At 61.3% G+C, this 18,169-nt stretch carries 13 protein-coding genes; 5 read left to right on the top strand and 8 right to left on the bottom strand.

From position 1 onward, the window contains the following. Positions 1 to 56 precede the first annotated feature (56 nt). Genes K5Q02_RS13070 through K5Q02_RS13060 form a run of 3 tightly spaced genes read left to right on the top strand, consistent with a single transcriptional unit; the run spans position 57 to position 1,444 of the window. On the top strand, positions 57 to 803 hold the full coding sequence (locus K5Q02_RS13070; RefSeq protein WP_225831118.1) for an SDR family NAD(P)-dependent oxidoreductase: 747 nt from the start codon (positions 57 to 59) through the stop codon (positions 801 to 803). Positions 804 to 854: 51 nt separating this feature from the next. Beyond that, positions 855 to 1,148: an antibiotic biosynthesis monooxygenase family protein gene (locus K5Q02_RS13065; protein ID WP_225831116.1), complete on the top strand. Its 294-nt coding sequence runs from the start codon at positions 855 to 857 to the stop codon at positions 1,146 to 1,148. A gap of 14 nt (positions 1,149 to 1,162) precedes the next feature. Next, positions 1,163 to 1,444 (top strand): LysR family transcriptional regulator, encoded by a 282-nt coding sequence (locus tag K5Q02_RS13060; protein ID WP_225831114.1) that lies wholly within the window; start codon positions 1,163 to 1,165, stop codon positions 1,442 to 1,444. A gap of 276 nt (positions 1,445 to 1,720) precedes the next feature. Here K5Q02_RS13060 and K5Q02_RS13055 read toward each other — a convergent pair whose 3' ends face one another. Beyond that, a complete protein-coding gene (locus K5Q02_RS13055; protein ID WP_225831112.1) occupies positions 1,721 to 2,350 on the bottom strand; it encodes a hydrolase in 630 nt (209 codons plus the stop codon). A 215-nt stretch (positions 2,351 to 2,565) separates the two neighbouring features. On the opposite strand from K5Q02_RS13055, the gene K5Q02_RS13050 reads away from it, so the two are divergent. Both K5Q02_RS13050 and K5Q02_RS13045 read left to right on the top strand, forming a co-directional pair. Then, entirely contained in the window at positions 2,566 to 3,483 is a 918-nt protein-coding gene (locus K5Q02_RS13050) for a LysR family transcriptional regulator (RefSeq protein WP_225831110.1), read from the top strand. A gap of 159 nt (positions 3,484 to 3,642) precedes the next feature. Then, entirely contained in the window at positions 3,643 to 4,080 is a 438-nt protein-coding gene (locus K5Q02_RS13045; protein WP_225831108.1) for an HIT family protein, read from the top strand. 312 nt (positions 4,081 to 4,392) lie between these two features. Here K5Q02_RS13045 and K5Q02_RS13040 read toward each other — a convergent pair whose 3' ends face one another. The 7 genes from K5Q02_RS13040 to K5Q02_RS13010 form a co-directional block, all read right to left on the bottom strand. Beyond that, complete coding sequence (locus K5Q02_RS13040; RefSeq protein ID WP_225831106.1) at positions 4,393 to 7,677, bottom strand: hypothetical protein; 3,285 nt, start codon at positions 7,675 to 7,677, stop codon at positions 4,393 to 4,395. Between the two features lie 289 nt (positions 7,678 to 7,966). Beyond that, the gene (locus tag K5Q02_RS13035) at positions 7,967 to 9,562 is read right to left on the bottom strand and encodes a GMC family oxidoreductase (RefSeq protein WP_225831104.1); all 1,596 of its coding nucleotides are present in this window, start codon (positions 9,560 to 9,562) and stop codon (positions 7,967 to 7,969) included. A gap of 238 nt (positions 9,563 to 9,800) precedes the next feature. After that, on the bottom strand, positions 9,801 to 10,739 hold the full coding sequence (locus K5Q02_RS13030; protein ID WP_225831102.1) for an AraC family transcriptional regulator: 939 nt from the start codon (positions 10,737 to 10,739) through the stop codon (positions 9,801 to 9,803). A gap of 244 nt (positions 10,740 to 10,983) precedes the next feature. After that, the gene (locus K5Q02_RS13025) at positions 10,984 to 12,456 is read right to left on the bottom strand and encodes an inorganic phosphate transporter (RefSeq protein ID WP_225831100.1); all 1,473 of its coding nucleotides are present in this window, start codon (positions 12,454 to 12,456) and stop codon (positions 10,984 to 10,986) included. Between the two features lie 352 nt (positions 12,457 to 12,808). Beyond that, a complete protein-coding gene (locus tag K5Q02_RS13020) occupies positions 12,809 to 13,504 on the bottom strand; it encodes a tRNA (adenine(22)-N(1))-methyltransferase (RefSeq protein ID WP_225831099.1) in 696 nt (231 codons plus the stop codon). Positions 13,505 to 13,728: 224 nt separating this feature from the next. Further along, on the bottom strand, positions 13,729 to 16,977 hold the full coding sequence (locus tag K5Q02_RS13015) for an efflux RND transporter permease subunit (protein WP_225831097.1): 3,249 nt from the start codon (positions 16,975 to 16,977) through the stop codon (positions 13,729 to 13,731). Then, positions 16,974 to 18,167: an efflux RND transporter periplasmic adaptor subunit gene (locus tag K5Q02_RS13010; RefSeq protein ID WP_225831096.1), complete on the bottom strand. Its 1,194-nt coding sequence runs from the start codon at positions 18,165 to 18,167 to the stop codon at positions 16,974 to 16,976. The genes K5Q02_RS13015 and K5Q02_RS13010 overlap by 4 nt, the downstream gene beginning before the upstream one ends. Positions 18,168 to 18,169 lie beyond the last annotated feature (2 nt).

Raw genomic sequence — 18,169 nt, 5'->3', positions numbered from 1 at the left:
TATCCCTTTTATAACCCTGCCGCGCGATTGCGGGCGGCTGTGCGCGAGGAATACCCATGACTGATGTATCCACGAAAAAAATTGCCCTCATCACCGGTGGCGCTACCGGAATCGGCTTTGCAATCGCGAAAAAAATGTCCGATGACGGCTTGAAGGTAATCCTGGTTGGCCGGCGCCAGGAGGCACTGGACAAAGCGGTTCAGCTTATCGGCAACGACGCGGTGGCCATTGCGGCGGACGTTTCGCTACCAGCAGACCTTGCTTACCTATTCAGCGAAGTCGCCGAGCGTTTCGGGCACCTAGATGTACTGGTGGCTAACGCGGGTTTTGGTGTGCTGGCTGCGCTGGGTGAAATCACTGAAGAACAATTTGACCAGCAGTTTGCGGTGAATGTGAAAGGCGTGGTGTTCACCTTGCAAAGCGCGTTGCCGTTGCTGGGCAAGGGCTCCTCGGTCGTGATTGTAGGATCAACCGCGTCGATGGATCCGGGTCCTGGCTTGAGCATCTATGGCGCGACCAAGGCAGCGCTGCGCAACCTGGTACGCAGCTGGCTCAGCGACCTCAAGGGGTCTGGCATCCGTCTGAACATCGTTAGCCCAGGGCCAACCAATACCGAGTCGCTGCGTAATATGTTTGGTGACAACGCCGCCGACGCGCTGGCGTTTTTGAACGAAAGAAGCCCGATTGGACGCATTGGAGAGCCCGAGGAGATTGCAGCGGTGGCGGCGTTTCTTGCCAGCGATGCTGCCAGCTATATCAACGGCATCGAGCTATTTGCCGATGGTGGGGCTTCTCAGGTCTGAGTGGAGCGCTAACCCCACGACCTGACCCCGCGCCCTCAAGGAGCAACCCACGTGGTAATAGAAGCGATCAACACCGTGCAGATCCATGCGGTGGCTGGGCTTGCGCCGAGCCTGAGGGCGCCTTTAGGCGAGATTATTGACCAGTTGGCGGATGCTCCAGGCCGCCTGGCGTATGGGGTAACCCGTAGTCAGGGAGACGATGACGTCTGGATTGTCAGTGGGCACTGGAAGTCGCGCTCTGCGATGGAAGCGCATTTTACCCACCCGGCGTTACACGGCTTTTTGGGCTTGTTGGAGTGCAGCGAGGTTAGCCGCATCGACTTCAATATCTTTCATCTCTCCTGACCGGAGTGGGCGCGATGCAGTTCAACGAAGACCTGTTGGCCAAGACTGATCTCAATTTACTGGTTGTGTTTATGGTGATCTTTCGCGAGGGCAGCGTATCTCGAGCCGCGAATTTCCTGGATGTACATCAGCCCGCAGTGAGTGGCTCATTGGCATGTCTACGCCAGCTTTTCGATGACCCGCTGTTTTTGCGCACGGCTCATGGTGTCCTACCTACGCCCAAGGCAGAACGCATTGCCCAAGTACTTTTGCCAACGCTGACGTGTATCGAGGCTGTCCTGGTGGGAGACATCTGACTCGCCGACCTGCTCAAGAGCCGGATTGATTGCGGTTAGAGCCGATGGCACGGCGTCCTTCAACGACAGCTATTGGCCCTTAACTGCCTGCATGACCGGCTGCAATCGGCCATAAGCGGTCGATCATCTAGTCTCTGGCCAGTGGCTATCTCGACCCGCTCCAACTCTCCAGGCATAAAACCACCAAAGGTGAAACGCGCACGTCTTGCTGCAATGAAGGTGACGGTCGCATTGACTATCACCTTCATTCGTTAGCGAGGCAGGAGGAACTCCTATTTAGTTGGCCTTTTTTTCGGCGTTGAAGCCGTCGAAGTTTTCGAACACGCCCATGAAGCCCGGAACACTCGCCTCACGCGCCCAGTCACGCTGTAGTTCGCAGTACATCTGCACGCGGCTGATCAGTTTGGCACCCGCCTGCTCTATACGGTGCAATGCCGCTTCGTGCGCGGCAAGGGAGGTTCCGCCGACCGCATCGACCGGTATATAGACCTCAAAACCTTCTTGGATCGCGTCGAGTACCGGGAAGGCCAGACAGGCTTCGGTCCACAACGCTGTCATGATCAGTTTGCGGCGCCCGCAGGCCTTAACCGCCTGTTTGAATTCGCTGTCTTCCCAGCTATTGATTGAGGTGCGATCGTAGGTAGGCAAGTGGCCGAGCACGTCTTGCAGTTGCTGAATAGGTGGCTTGTTGCGACCGGTGCCAACGTTGACGGTCGAGTGGATGATGGGCAGATTGAAGTTAACCGCCGCCTTGGCGACGCTTGTGATGTTGAACACCAGTTCCTCGCGCGGCATCGAGCGGATCGAGGACACCTGAATCGGCTGGTAGTCGATGATAATAAAAGCCGAGTTATCGGGCGTCAGAAGTTGGTCGGTGTGGGGGTTACGAATCGTTTCGCTCGTCATTGCTTGATCCTCGTTATTGATGTGATCCACGCATGCAGTTGGGCTGGATGTCGCACGTGCTCAGACGACGATCACGAACCTGGTACTACAGCGAATAGGGGGTGGAGCCATGCGTCAGCGGCGTCGTTGCCTGTGAACGTCATATTGCTGTTCCCTTAATCACACCGGTAGTAGCATCGCTCGACTAGCTGTGTCGCGATAAGAGGAACGCCAAGTTGGATATCGAAGATCTACTGACATTTGTCGAGGTTGCCGATGCCGGAGGCGTTTCGTCTGCTGCGCTTCGGCTTGGAGTAGCCAAGTCGATCGTCAGTCGGAGACTCGCGCGCCTAGAGAAGGAGCTTGGCGTGCAGCTGCTGACACGCTCCACCCGCGGCGCGACGTTGACAGAAGCCGGTGCTACATTCCGCGACCATGCCGCCAAGGCGTGTGGCGAGATTGATTTAGCGCGGGAAGCAATTCTACCCACGGGCCCCCTCCGTGGTCGTCTGCGTGTTGCCGCACCGCTGTCTTTCGGGCCGACGCATTTTGCCCCGGTGGTAGCAGAGATGGCGCGCCGACACCCACAGCTGAACATCCAGACCTGCTATAGCGATCGCTTTGTAGATCTAATTGCCGAGGGATACGACTGCGGCATACGGGTCGGCTACCTTCATGACTCCAACCTCATAGGCAGACGCGTAGGCCCGATCGGAGTCCAGCTGGTCGCGAGCCCAGGCTATATCAATGCCTATGGCTCACCGCAACGGCCAGAGGAACTGGCCTCCCATCAGGCCCTGATGCAGGGCACCGAGGCCTGGCAATTTATGGATGGCGGGAAGGTTATTTCTGTTCGCCCCCAGGGACGATTCAAGGCAGACAACGGCGTAGCACTTGTTGCCGCCGCCGTAGCAGGCCTGGGGGTTGCTTACCTGCCCGATTGCCTCACTCATGACAGCCTCGCCTCGGAGGCACTGGTGCCGATCATGACGAGTTATCCGCCTCCGCCCGCGGGAGCGTATTTGGTTCGCCCTCCAGGTCAGCATCCTGCGCGGAAGATTAGAGTCCTCACCGAACTCCTGATTGAGTACTTCGGAAAGTCTCCACACTTTGCAGGGGCCGCTTCCACCGTCTTACCCGAGCCTGCCCCATGACCGCTTTTGGCCGGTTTCAGCCCCTCGAAGGATGCCCGCTTTCAGCAAAAGCCGTTCGCTCTCTAGAGCGCTGTAAGCGATAAACATGGCCGATCTGTATCTATCGAAAGCAGCGTCACATCGGTACTGTCCGAATTCCTTCACCTACATGATAAATCTATGGCCCTTATCACTGAACGTGTAGCGCTTGCTCGCAGCGGTAACAACGACAAAGTCATCTGCCGAATGGCTTCCGGTTGGGCTGTCATGGGCGATGTGCAATTTCTGCCTGGCTATTGCCTGTTACTGCCCGACCCTGTCGTCGCAAGCCTGAACGATTTGGACGCGGAAGCCCGAGTAGCCTACCTACTCGATATGGCCCGACTCGGCGACGCTGTTTTACAGGTAACCGGCGCTCTTCGCATGAACTACGAGATCCTCGGGAATTCAGAGCCTGAACTGCATTGCCACATCTTTCCCCGCTACGCTACAGAGCCGGAAGAGAAACGCACAATGCCGGCCTGGTTCTACGACTGGAAAGCGGCACCACCCTATGCAGAAGACATACATGGTGATTTGCGTAAACAAGTTGCTGAGGTGCTTGCGGCAACGAAGTGAGCGACCTGGAACTTATTCCCCGCCATTACCGGATGTTCGTCAGCAGCAACTCCTGGCCGATAGTAGTTTCTAGTGAGGGTGTCCGTGTAGTCGGGCACCTTCTGATAGTTAGCGTAGCGGCCTAGATGACAACTGGACGTCGTAAGTGAAGCCTGTGCATCAGCGCTGGCTGCACGCAGAAAGGGGCAGCTGAGAGCCCTCCATTTCCACGCAGGTGCGGATCGCCTTGCACTGCGATCCAGGCGATAGCCCGACCGGCGGAGTTGCTCCCTTGCCGGCCGAGCGTGAGGTGACTACAAGCAGCTACATTCCCTATGCCATCTGTGTGTCGAGGTTGGCACCATCGCCTTTGTAGTCATCGTGCACCAGGTGATCCCAACCGTTTTCCGGCAGGCGACCTTCCTCACGGTAGAACTCGTACTCCTCTTCGCGGTACTCGAAGATGCTCTGGTCATCCGGCGCGTCCCGCTGGGCGTAGTTGTACATGTAGTCGTCGAGGAACTCGTAGCGCTGCAGGCCGTTCTCGGTGAGCAGCCCCTGGGCATCCAGGTCGGCCTTGAACAGCTGATCGAGGTCGGCGCGGTGGGCGTCCATGCGGTTGCTGTGCTTGATGTCTTCGACGATCAGGAACGGCGTCAGCGCCACGGTCAACGCAGCGCCCGCCCAAAGCAGCGGCCCGGCGAGGGCTCTGGCGGCGTTGGAACCCATCAGCGCCGCCATCTGCGCACCGCCGCCGGCGACGTTGAAGGCCCCTGCAGCCACGGTGATCGCCCCCTGGGCGATGGCGACCTTGTCGTTGCTGCCCACCCCGGATTTGATCTTCAGGCCGCCGAGCACCAGATCGGCAACGCCGGTGAAGCTGTTGGCGCCGGCATCCATAACCCGCAGGAAGGCGGAAATACCGCGACTGGTCGGTGTGCTGCCGTTAAGCCCGGGGTTCTTGGCGAAGCCATCACGGAATCCATCGTTGATGGTCTTGAGTTGCTCGTCGGACATGTTGAGCTTTTCGGCGAGCTTCTCCTTGTTGTCGATGGGCGCGGCATCGACGGCGCTGTTGAAGTCCTCGTAGAGTTTCTTCACCTCGCCCTGGATCACGCTCATGTTGTGCCCGGCGCCGCCGGGTGCATCCTTGCCGAAGATCTGTGGCAGCGACTTGTCCAGGCCGAGCATCTGGTTGGTCTGGGTGCCACGGATGTTGTCGTAGATGTTGCTGCCCAGATTGACGAAGTGCTGACCGGCGCCCAGCACGCTGACGAAGTCCTTGGCGATGGCCAGGCGCTCTTCCGGCGTATCGGCCAGGGTGCCGCCCTTGCCGGCCAGCTGGTAGATGCCCGAAGCCAGGGAGATCAAGCCGCCGGTGGAACCCAGTGCCCCATTGGCGTTGAGCTCGGTGATGGTCTTCAGCATGCTGCCGTGAGCGCCCTCGCCCAGGGTCTTGTAGACGTCCTTGCCCATCACCTTGTCGATGTCGGCCGGGGTCACCGTGCCGTTCTTGGCGAAGGTGGCACCCAGTTCCTTCAGGGCATCGCCGAAGGCCTTGGCGGTCTGCTTGTTGCCGAGAAACTCCTGAACGAAGCGCTCCGTTTCCACGGTGCGGCGGGTCATGTCGATGCCGCCTTTCTTCAGGGCGGTGAGCAGCGTCTTGATGGTGTCCTGGGTGGCCAGGGCGGTGTTGTCTGCGCTGATCAGCGAAGGGTCGGCCATCAGCTTGTCGAGATCCATGGTGGTCGCATCGATCATCATGTGCTGCGAGAATTCCGCGGCCCGGTCGGGATTGAACGCAGCGAGAGAGGCGTAGGTCTTGGCGATGTCCGCCTCGGCCAGATCGCCCAGGTTCTTCTCCCTGAGGTCGTCGATGTACAGCGAGTACTCTTCGGAGAACGCGGTGTCTTCGAGCTTCTTGTATACGCCGTCCTTGTCGGGTAAGGCATCCAGCGCCTTGTCCTGCTGGGCTCTGAAATCCTTTTGCACGCTTTCCGAGCCGAACAGCTGGCCGATCTGCTCGTCGAGCTTAGTGCCGTCGATGATCGCCGACAGATCATCGCCGTTGGCCTTGGCAGTGCTCTTGCCCATGGATATATCGAGGGTGACCATGTCCAGGCCGCTCTCGGTAGCCGCCTGGGCGCGCAAGGCGTTGTAGAGCTTGGCGCGGTCGTCATCCTTGCCGATGCTGCCGTTGTCGATGCCGGCCTTCCAGTCCTTCATGAGGTTTTGCCAGGTCATCTCGCTGACCGTGAGCTTGCCGTTCTTGTCCTTAGGGTCGACGGTGGTGGTCTCGAGATTGACGATATCGAGTTCGCTGGCGGGTGGCAGGCCGGCGGCTTCACGGGCGAAATCCATCTTGCTGTCCTCTGTCGGCTCGGGGCCCTTGAGGGCGGAAAAACCATGCTTGCCGAAGTCCTGCAGGCGCCCGGCTTCGGTGCCGTTTTTGGCTTCGCCGCTCTTGGTCACACCGTCGATCTTGCCGTTGCCGATATCGCCGCCGGTGAGCACCTTGCCGTCGGCATCGTGGGTTTCGATGTGCTCCAGCACCTGGGAGGCGCGGTAGGCGGCATCGGCGTCGGTCTCGAAATCACCGACCTGCTCCTTGAGCATGTCCTTGATGCCGCTCTGGTTGCCGAGGTTCTTGAGCAACGGATCGCCGTCGATGATCTCCTGGGCGGTGCGCTCGTCGTTCTTCGGCCGCTCCCAGATGATGCCCAGCTGCTCGGCCTGCGCCCTGGCTTCCTTGTTGTCCGCAGCCGCGGTGGGGTTGCGCAATTCACCCTGCAGGTGCGAGAAGCCGTACTTGCCGAAGTCCTGGAGGCGACCCGCCTCGGTACCGTTCTTGGCATCACCGCCCTTGGTGAAACCATCGACACTGCCATTGCCGACATCCTTGCCAGCGATCTTGTCGCCAGAGCCGTCGAGGGTTTCGATGTGTTCGAGCACCTGAGCGGCGCGGAACGCGGCATCCGGGTCATTCTCGAAATCACCGACACGCTCCTTGAGCATGTCCTTCACGCCACTCTGGTTGCCGAGGTTCTTGAGCAGCGGGCTGTCGTCGATGATGTCCTGCGCCGAGCGCTCGTCACCCTCGGGGCGTTGCCATTGAATGCCGACGGCTTCGGCCTGCTGACGGGCTTCCTGGTCATCGGCGGCAGTGCTTACGTCATTGAGCTTGCCCTCGAGATGGTCGAAACCATACTTGCCGAAATCCTGCAGCCGGCCAGCTTCGGTGCCGTGCTTGGCATCGCCGCCCTTGGTGAAGCCATCGACCCGACCGTTATCGACGTTGTCGCTGACGATACGGTTGCCACTGCTGTCTATCTTCTCGATATGTTCGAGCACCTGAGCGGCGCGAAAGGCGGCATCGGGGTCGTTCTCGAAATCACCGACGCGCTCCCTGAGCATGTCCTTGACGCCACTCTGGTTGCCCAGGTTCTTGAGCAGCGGGCTGTCCTCGATGATCTCCTTGGCGGAGCGCTTGTCGTCCGCGGGCCTGTCCCAGCGAATGCCTGCCTGCTTGGCCTGTTCGGCCGCCTGATCCCAATCTTTGATGGAGTTCGAGTCACCCTTGGCGTCGACGCCTTGGTTGTTCGTAGCCTTGACGGTCATTGTTTTATCCTTCTGCGGGACACCAGAAAAGTACAGTGACTGCCGGTGCTTGCATGGTTGGTCGCAAGCCTCGCTACTGGTAGAACTGGTAAAAGTGGAGACGCAGCCCACAGGCTCCGCCCGGTTCCCGCGCCGAACGTGAAGACGCATCGGCAGCGGGACACCCACCATGAAACCCGCTGCGCATGAAAATACGATGACGCCTCGGCGATCGGGCTGTTGAAGGAGCTATTTAGTCGCGCGGCCTCGCTTCGGTTCTGCACTGCAGAGCGTTGCGAGGCGCGTAGGGCTAGGCGGTGAGCAGGCTGCCCAGGCGCTCGCCGATGATCACGCAGGGCGCCATGGTATTGCCGGTGGTGACCCGTGGCATGATCGAAGCATCGGCAATGCGCAGACGCTGGATGCCGTAGACACGCAGCTGTGCGTCGACCACCGAGAAGGCATCCGTACCCATCTTCGCCGTGCATGACTGGTGCCACACGGTCGACGCCGCATTGCGCACGAATGCCTCGAGCGCAGCTCCGCGCAACGGCCCGGGCATCACCTCGCGTCTTGCGAAGGGGCGCATGGTTTCGCTGTTGCCGATCTCCCGGCACAACTCGACCGCACGCACCAAGGCCTGCAGATCGTCCGGCTCGCTGAGCGCTCCACTGTCGATCTTCAGCGGATCCATGGCGCCGCCGCCCGTTAGGGTGATCGACCCTCTGCTTTTTGGTCGCACCAAGCCTGGCAGCAATGACCACGCCGCAGCCGGCGGATGGAACATGGCCTGCGCCTCGGGCGTGGCAATGGGGATCTCGGCGAGAAAGGTCTGAATATCCGGAACGTCGAGCGCGGCGTTGCTTTTCCACAGGAACGTCGACTCGCCGGCATTGTTGCGTGGCGCGTGAGCCTGTTCGTAGTCCCAGATACAGCCGGAAACCATGATGTGATCCTGGTAGTTCTGACCGACTCCCGGCAGATGCTGCACGGGTTCGATCTGGTGCCTGGCAAGCTGCTGCGCATCGCCGATGCCCGACAGCATGAGAACCTTGGGCGTGTTGATCGCCCCTAACGACAGCACCACTTCCTGCTCGGCACTGAAGTGGATGACACGACCTTCGTAGAGCACTTCCACGCCGACCGCTTGCTGGCCCTCCAACAGCACACGCAAGACGTGTGCATGGGTCAAAACCGTGAGGTTCGGCTGCGCCATCAACGGGAACACGTAGCTGCGGAATATCGAGCGTCGGCGCCCGTCACTCAGGCACACGTTGGTCAGTGCCGCACCGCCAGGCCCCTCCATCATCGCGCCGTTCTGGTCGTCGTAAACTGTCATCCCGAGCTTTGCCGCTGCGGCCAGCATGGCAGGCGCGACCGGATTGGGCTCGGGCGCAGGTTGCACGAACACCGGGCCGCCCGTGCCTCGACGCAATGGATCTGGAGTGCCCTGCCAGTTCTCGATGCGCCGGTAAGTGGCCAGCGTCGACTGGTAGTTCCAGGCCGGGTCGCCGGACTCGCTGGCGAAATAGTCCCAGTCGCTGCTGTGCCCCCGAGACCAGACCATCACGTTGATCGAGGCGCCGCCGCCCAGCACCTTGCCCATCGAAAGGGGCATCTCCCGACCGTGCAGGTGCGGGTTGGGCTGCGCCACGAATTGCCAATCGCGCTCACCGCCCAGATTGGTGAACCACACGCTGGCATCGCTGACGCTGGGTACGTTATCGCTGCCGCCGGCCTCGAGCAGCAGGACACGGACGTCCGGATTTTCCGCCAGGCGCCGGGCAACCACCGAGCCCGAAGTGCCGGAGCCGCAGACGATGTAATCGTATGCGGTGCGAAGGTTGGTTTTCTGTCGAAACTGGTTCTCTTCAACCTGACGAGCAAAGTCTGCGTCGTCGGCCATGCAGGAATGATTGTTCACGAATAGGCCTATGCACCGTTGCAGCGGACGCGATGAACGACTGCCGAACAGGTGAGCAACGAAAGGAAGCGGCTGGCGTCATGACGCTGGCCATGGAATGGATCGGTCGGTGAAGACGCGATCGATTCTAGAGCCGGCTCCGCGCACAACCGTTACCTGCAGGGCGCCTGTTGCATGCATGGGAGGCGCTATCGATGATCAGGCGAGTAGCTGGGTGCTCTTACCTGGCAGCGCCGACTTGCGAAGGGCAGATGCCGAACTGCGCCTGATAGGCACGGCTGAAATGCGAGGCAGTGGCGAAGCCGGATTTCCAGGCCACATCCTGCACGCTTGGCCGCACGGAGGTGGACGTCAGCAGCCGCTGCGCATGCTCCAGGCGAACACTCCATACATGCCGCATCAGGGTGGTGTTCTGCTCCCTGAACAAGCGTTGCAAATGCTTGACCGAAACGTGCGCCGCTTCGGCGACCGCCGTGCAGTCGAGGCGTGGATCTGCCAGATGCAGATGGATGTGCCGCCGGGCTCTCGACAGAACGGCGTCGGCACTGCGCGGCCGGGCTTTGTCCCCTGCCCCACCCAGCATGCTATCGACCAGCTCCAGTAACTGTCGGCCCATCAGCTTGCGTACCGCCGGGCCAGGAGCGACATGCTGCTGCGCGATGCATTGAATAAGGTCGCGAATGGCCCGAGTGTCCGCTGAGCCCATATCGGCGATGACCGGCGAGCGCAGCGAGTGCATCAAGCCCCGCTCACGCAGGATGCCCTTGGGAATGCGCAGTATGGTCATTTGCCCACGTTCGGCAAACGACTCGTGGAAACTGCGTTCAGGGTCGATGAAGAACATGCTACCGGCAGTGAACCGGTGAGTGTTTCCGCCCTGTTCGATATCGACGCGCCCGCCGGTCATCAGCTTCAGGTACAGCCACTGGCCTTGCCATGAGCCCTGTTCTTCGCCTGCGGGCACCAACGCAAGCGACACGAGGTCAGCACGGGTCACACCGATATCACCCAGGTGCCAGCTCTGCGCGGATGAGCGTGCTATGTGCGCCTCATCGAATTGGCAATACAACCCATGGTGTTCGAGCATGGCAGCCGACCAATCGCTCCCGGCATCAGGCCCTAGATGGAAGGCGATGGGCGGGTTGTCTGAGCTTGTCATGAAATGACCTGACCGATTCGGCGCGTATTGACGGAAACCATCAACAGCCGAAGCGGCGTGTTGCGTGGGCTGGCAGCAGCGTACGCCGATTCGTTCGGGCACGACCGTCTATTCAGCCTAACGGCACTGTTTCGCTGAAAGCGACGCGGCTTACCGCGGGGAGATGGGTGGATCGTGTTGCAAGGCCCAGAAGCAAAAACGCGGCGCCTGCTTGGCAGGCGCCGCGTTCTCGGGAGCAGCGCTATCAGCTGAAGATCAGCGTCGCGCCGTAGAACAGGCCTGCAGCCAGCGCCATGGAGGTGGGCAAGGTGAGTACCCAGGCCAGCAGAATGTTGCTGATGGTGCTGCCCTGCAGGCCACTGCGGTTGGCGACCATGGTGCCGGCAACCCCGGATGACAGCACATGGGTGGTGGACACCGGCAGGCTGTAGACGTTGGCCAGCCCAATCGCGCAGGCGGCTGTGATCTGCGCGCTCATGCCCTGGGCATAGGTCATGCCCTGCTTGCCGATCTTCTCGCCGACGGTTTTCACCACGCGTTTCCAGCCGACCATGGTGCCGATCCCCAGGGCCAGGGCCACGGCAATGATCACCCAGAAAGGCGCGTACTCGGTGGTCGCGGTCAGATCCTTGCGCAGCTTGTCGAGGTCGGCCTTCTCACGCGCTGGCAGGTTTTCCAGCTTGCCGACTTTCTTGGCCGAGTCATCGAGGCAAAGCAGGTAGCGACGGATATCGATGCGCTTCTCTTCACTCAGGCTGTGGTAGTCCTTCACGCCGTCGAGGGTCTTGAGCAGCGTGGTGATGGTCAGTTCGGTGAGCTTCGGATCGCAGCGGAATTGCTTGGGCAGTTCGCTGTTGCCGGTTTTACCCAGGGCCAGGAACTCGTTCAGGGTCGGCGCATTGCGCTGGTAGAACTCGCCCAGATGGATGGCCGCGTCGCGGGTACGCTCGATCTGGTAGGTGGTGCTATTGAGGTCGAGAACGAACTTGGCCGGCACGATGCCGATCAGCACCAGCATGATCAGGCCGATGCCCTTTTGCCCATCGTTGGAGCCATGCACGAAGCTCACGGCCATGGCCGAAACGATCAGCACCAGGCGGTTCCAGAACGGCGGTTTGTTCTTGCCTTTGGTTTCCTTACGGGTGACTGGCGTGCTGTGCACCTTCGGCGTTGGCATCCAGTGCTTGAGCGCCAGAAACAGCAGCGCGGCGACAATGAAACCGGCGATTGGCGAGAAGATCAGCGACAGGCCGATGTCACCGGCCTTCTGCCAGTTCACGCCATCAGCGAGAGGAATGTCGGTGAGCATTGCATTGGCCAGGCCTACGCCGAGAATCGAGCCGATCAGCGTGTGCGAGCTGGAGGCCGGAATGCCGAAGTACCAGGTACCAAGGTTCCAGGTGATCGCCGCAGCCAGCAGCGAGAACACCATGATCAGGCCATGGGAGGTGTTCACGTTGATCAGCAGCTCGACCGGCAGCAGGTGCACGATGGCGTAAGCCACCCCCACACCACCGAGCAAAACACCGAAGAAGTTGAATATGCCCGACATGACGACGGCCAGGTTTGGCGGCATGGCTTTCGTGTAGATAACCGTCGCGACGGCGTTGGCCGTATCGTGGAAACCATTGATGAATTCGAAGGTAAGGACGAAGAGCAAGGCGAGTGCCAGGCTAAGCGCCAACCAGGCGTCTAGCCCGCTGAATAATTCGAACATGAGGGTTTAGGTCTGGCTCAATGATGGGCTGGGTTATTCCAGATGAGGCCTGGAACTGCTGCCGTTCACGCTCTGCGAAGGGAGAGGTTTAAGCCGCATGAAAATTATTGACGGGATTCACGTAGAAATCGACTTATAAACGTCACGCAAGCGTAAAGAATCCGTATTTTTATCCATCAACGACGGCCAGGCAGAAAGCCCTCGGATGACTCAGGACGCGGATCTGACGATATTCGCATCGGTGTAATTCGCCCCCGAAGCCCGGTGTAGAGCGCAGCGCTACCCGGGGATCGTCGTCCTGAGTATCGCTTCGCTCAACCACAGACTACGTCGCAGACAGTTTTTGCCCGGCTCATGCCAGCAGCTCAGTAATCCAGCGGATCTGCTGGGCGAGCTCTCGTACCTTCTCGTCAGACACGCTTTGCCGCGCCTGGGCAAAATTGCTCAACGTCTGCTGCTTCAGTTGCAACAGGCGCTGCCACTTGGCCAGGAATACCGGGCTGCGTTCTCGTAGATGCAGCGGGCCGAAGTACAGTTCTTCGGCGCTGTACAGCACCGGCCCGGTGCGCTCGGCGACGATGATCTCGTAGTAGAAGCGGTTTTCCCGCAGCACGTCCTCACAGAGGATGCGATAACCGTTTTCCATCAACCAGTGGCGCAGCGGCTGCTCGCCGCCGTTGGGCTGCAGGATCAGACGTTCCTCGCCACTCAACCGGGCCTTGCCGCTCTCGAGGATGTCGCGGATGGTCTCGCCGCCCATGCCGCAGAGGCTGACTGCGTTGATACGGTCTTCTGGCTCAATCGCCTCCAGCCCATTGGCCAGCCGCACGGTGATTTGCGCGCCCAGATCATTCTCGCGCACGCTACGCTGGGCCGCTTGAAACGGCGTCAAGGCCAGCTCGCCGGCCACCGCTGCCGCGATAACGCCACGCTTCAGCAGCGCGACGGGCAGGTAACCGTGATCCGAGCCGATATCCGCCAACCGTGCACCTGCTGGCACATGTGCTGCCACGCGCTCCAGGCGCATGGACAAGGTTTGTTCGTTCAACTGCAGCCTCTTTTCACCATGGGCGAGCCGGCACATGGCGCCAGGTCGGCGCGCGATTCTGTCCGGCAACGGCGCACATGGCAAATCCCGGCGACCCGCACCGTGGTGGATTGCTTGAGCGCCGTAGCTCGGGTTGAGCGAAGCGATACTCGGGAATCGCAATCCTGGGCATCGCTTCGCTCAACGCCAGGCTACGTTGCGGCGTATCCGCGTCCTCGCGGGGATTAGTCCAATGACACCGGCTGCCCGGCATTCTTGGGGGTGAGCAACAAGTACAACGCCGGTACGACGATCAACGCGAGCATCGAGACGGAAACCAGGCCGAAGATGATCACCAGCGTCAGCGGCCGGTAGAACGCACTACTGACGGCCAGCGGCACAAGGCCCACGATGGTGGTCACGGCGGTGGTCAGCAGCGGGCGCAAACGTCGAGCGGAGCCGGCTGCGGCAGCCTCGGCGATGGACATGCCCTCCTTCAGGTAACCGTTCATGGTGTCGACCATGATGATGCCGTTGTTGATGGCAATACCGATCAGCGACACCAGGCCGATCATCGCGAAGAACGAGAAGGTGATATCGAACGCCCAGAAGCCCAGCGCCGAGCCGATGATCGCCAGCGGCATGGTGGCGAAAATGATGAAGGCCTGGCGGAAGCTGCTGAACACGATGACCAGCACACCCACGATCAGCACCACGGCGATGAGCATGGCGATCAGCGCCGAGGTGAACGTTTCGGCGGTATCGGCGGACTCACCACCCACCACGGCACGGTAACCATCCGGCCAGGACGCCTGCAGGTCGGCCAGGCGAGGCCCCGCCTCGGCCATGATCTCGCCAACCGTGCGCCCTTCGTTCTTGGCCATGACAGTGAGCGCGCGCTCGCCATTGCTGTGGGAAATCGCGATCGCCGCTTCCGATTGCACCGGTGTGAGCAACTGGTTGAGGGCGATGGAAGAACCCTCTTCGGTAAAAGCGCGAACCCGCGACAGCTCCTCGGTGTTGTGCGGCCCTCCGGCCTCGCCCGGGCGGCTGGGCCATTCGGTGCCAAGGCGGATGTCGATGTTGTCGGTGTCGCTGGCGGTGACGAAGGTGCCGACGATATCGGAGCTGAAGGCGATGCGGATCTGCGATGCCAGGTCATCATGACCAATGCCGAAGAAGTTGGCGGCTTCGCGATCTGGCCGCAGCGCCAACTGCGGTTTTAGCATGCCGATGTTATCCCTCACGTCGACGACGCCGGCGATTTCGGCGAGCAAGGCCTGCACCTCGCGCGAGCGAACGAGCAGCTCGTCCATGTCGGCACCGAGCAGTTGAATCTCGATCGGGTCGCCGGCACCAGGACCACTGGCTTCGGGCACCACCAGCAGCTGCGCGGCAGCGACGTTGTCCTGCAGGTAGGCCGTCAGCTCGCGGCGCAACTCTTCGGCCAATACGTAGGAGTCGGTCTCACGTTCTTCACGGGGAAGAAAGATCGCCGAGAAACCGAGGAAATTCTCCGCCTCGCTCGGCTGCAGGTTGGAGGCCATGGAGCCGCCAGCGAAGGGGCTCTTCAGGCCGACCAGCTTCACCACGCTCTGGAAATAGGGTTTGCGCCTGAGAATCTCGCCCACCTCGTCGGCAACCTGCTGAGAGGTCGCCAGTTGCGCGGTAGGCGGCAGCTCGATGTTGATCCCCAGACGCTCGCCATCGGACTGCGGGAACAGCTCGATACGCGCCTGGGTGAACGCCACTATCGACACCATGAACAGCGCGATGGCAGCCAATACCCACAGCCATGACTGCTTGCGGCTGCGCACCACCCAGCGGGCATTCCAGCTTTCCAGGCCATTCACGGCCCTGCTCGTCACCCGGTCGGACAGGCCCTGTTTCTGCGTGCTGTCCGGCTTGCGCTGCTTGCCCAGCAGCGCCCGTGACAGCGGCAACGAACAGAGCATGGCGACGATGAAGGAAATCACCAGACAGACCACCGCCGTGGCAGGCAGCACGCGGATGAATTCACCCACCGTGCCACCGATGGACATCAGCGGCGCCAGGGCCAAAATAGTCGTCAGCTGCGCGGCGAATGCCGGCATCGCGTAGCGTTTGACCGTAGCCAGCACGCCCTGGCCGAAGGTTTTGCCCTGCACGTAGATCTCGTCATGGAGCCCTTCCATGAGGATGATGAACACGTCGATGATCATCACCAGCGCGATGACCATGCCGATCACCACCAGCTCGTTGAGCGAGTAGCCCATGACCAGAATGGCCAGCAGCACACCGGCGAAAGTGATTGGCACCGACAACCCGGCCACCACGGCCTCGCGCCAGGCGATGGTCAGCAGCAGGATGACGAACACGATGGCCATAGTCTGCAAAGCGCTGACGAACACCTCGGAGAGCGCCTTCCAGATCTGCTTGGCTTCGTCCTGGGTGACGGTGTATTCCAGGCCCACCGGCCAGGCGCCGTCCTGCTCCATCCGCGCCAGGGTATCGTGCAGCGTTTCGACCAGATTGACGGTGTCGGCACCCGGCGACTTGCGCACCGAGATTTCCAGCGACGGCTCGAAATCGCCGCCTTGGTCGGCGAAGAAGGCGCGGCTGGTTTCGGTTTCCTGCATGCGGTTGACCGAGGCGATCTCGTCGAGCCGCACGGCACGCCCGGCGCCTGCTCCACCGAGGCGTGCGACAGGCAGCGCACGCAAGTCGGCGACATCCCGGAAGCGCCCTTCCAGACGCACTACCGCACCGATGCTGTCGCTGCGAATTTCGCCAAAAGGCTGTTCGATATTGGCTTGTTGAACCGCGTTGCGCACCGTGGCCGGGGACAGGCCGAGGGCGAGCAATCGCTCGGGGCGCAGCAGGATCTGCACAATCTCTTCGCGCTCACCGCCGATGTCCACTTCATTGACGCCGGGCACCCGCTCGAGCGTGTCCTGAATACGCCGCGCCTGCTCGTTCATGGTCGCCGAGCCGGCGGCTCCATGCAGGGTGAAGGTAAAGATGGGCCGATCGTCTACCGACGCCTGGCTGATCGTCGGGCGTTCGACGTCATCGGGCAGCTCCGCCTCGGCGTCGGCGACCGCGGCACGCAGACGCGTCATCGCGTCGAGCGGGTCGGCAGACGCTTCGAACTCCACCGAGATGATCGAAAAGGAATCGAACGAGGCACTGTCGACGCGGCGTACACCCTGCAGCGTGGTCACTTCATCTTCGATGATGTCGGTGACCTGCTCCTCCATGGTCAGCGGATCAGCGCCCGGCCAGGTGGTGGTGATGGTCGCCTGGGGAATGTTCAGATCCGGCAGGGACTCCTTGACCAGTTGCGAGTACGCCATCAGGCCACCCAGCAGCAGGGTCGCAACCAGCAGAATCCCGAAGATCGGCTGCAGGAAGAAGAAACGCGCCAACGGATGCGCGTTGCGTACGTCGTCGCTCTCGAGCGGCGCGCTGTCAGCGGCCAAACGCGGCTCGTCGCCCGTGCTCCCGGTACTCATGGCGCAGGCTCGCCCGCGCCGATGACGCGAACCTGCTGCCCGTCATTCAGGGCCGCACGGCCATCGGTCACCACCAGCTCGCCGATCTCCAGCCCAGCCGTTACCGCCCGGTAATCGCCGGACTGCTGAGCCAGCTCAACGCGGCGCTCGCTGACTGTTCCCTTGTCCTCGTCCGCGACGAACACGAACGCCTGGTCATTGCGGAAACGCAGCGCCTCCAGAGGCACGACCAGCGCATCGTCGACGCTCGGCTCGGCGATCCAGACGGCGACGAACTCACCGTCCTGCAGGCCGGTTTCATTGCCCTGGGTGTGCACGATCACCTCGAAGGTGCGCGTCTCCGGATCGAGCGAGGGGCTGATGGCATAGACCTGGCCGTCGACCCGATTCTTGGCCTTGGTGGGGTCGACGTCCTGCCCGGCAACCGAGGCGTTCTCGCCGATCACTGCCCGAGCACCGGTGGTGATCTGCCGAAAGTTGTAGGAAGGCAGATCGACCCGCACTTCGAAACGATCCGGGTCGATGACCATGGCAGGCACCGTGCGCAAGGCATTCTGCTCGGTGTCGGCCTGTACGGTATTGGGCATGAAGTAGCGGCCCTTCTCGATATTGAGCCGCGCCAGCACGCCATCGATGGGCGACACCAGACGCGATTCATCGATGCTCAGCTGCGCCTGGGCGAGTTCGGCGCGAGCGTTGTCACGCACGGCCTTGGCCTGCTGCACCTGCACCCTGGCTTCATCGAGCTCCTGCTGGGATGCGGAGCGCTGATCGATCAGGGTTTCGTAGCGCTTCTGGGTGACTTCCGCGAGCTTGAGGCTCGCCTGCGCCTCGGCAAGGGAAGCCTTGGCAGCCTGCAGATCGGCCTCTACCCGTTCGGGGGCTTGATGGGCGATCAACTGACCGGCCTTCACCGGCATCCCCACGCGCAGCTTCGCATCGACATGGGAGACGACACCCTGCTGAGTGAAGGTCAGGAATTCGCGCTGCCTCGACCGCGCCGTGCCCTGGCTGTAGACCCAGGCTTGCAACTGGCGGCGCTCCACAGCCACCACATTGACGCTGGTAGCGCGCGTGTCACTCGCCTGCTGCTGATCGGCTGGCGGCTCGCTGGGTTCGGATTTGTCACCACAAGCCGCGAGGCTCAGCAGGGCAAGGGCACCAAGGGTGCTACGGCAATATCGGTTCATGG

This window comes from Pseudomonas sp. MM211 (assembly GCF_020386635.1).
Taxonomy (GTDB): Bacteria; Pseudomonadota; Gammaproteobacteria; order Pseudomonadales; family Pseudomonadaceae; genus Aquipseudomonas.
This window is presented reverse-complemented; position numbering and strand designations above follow the sequence as displayed.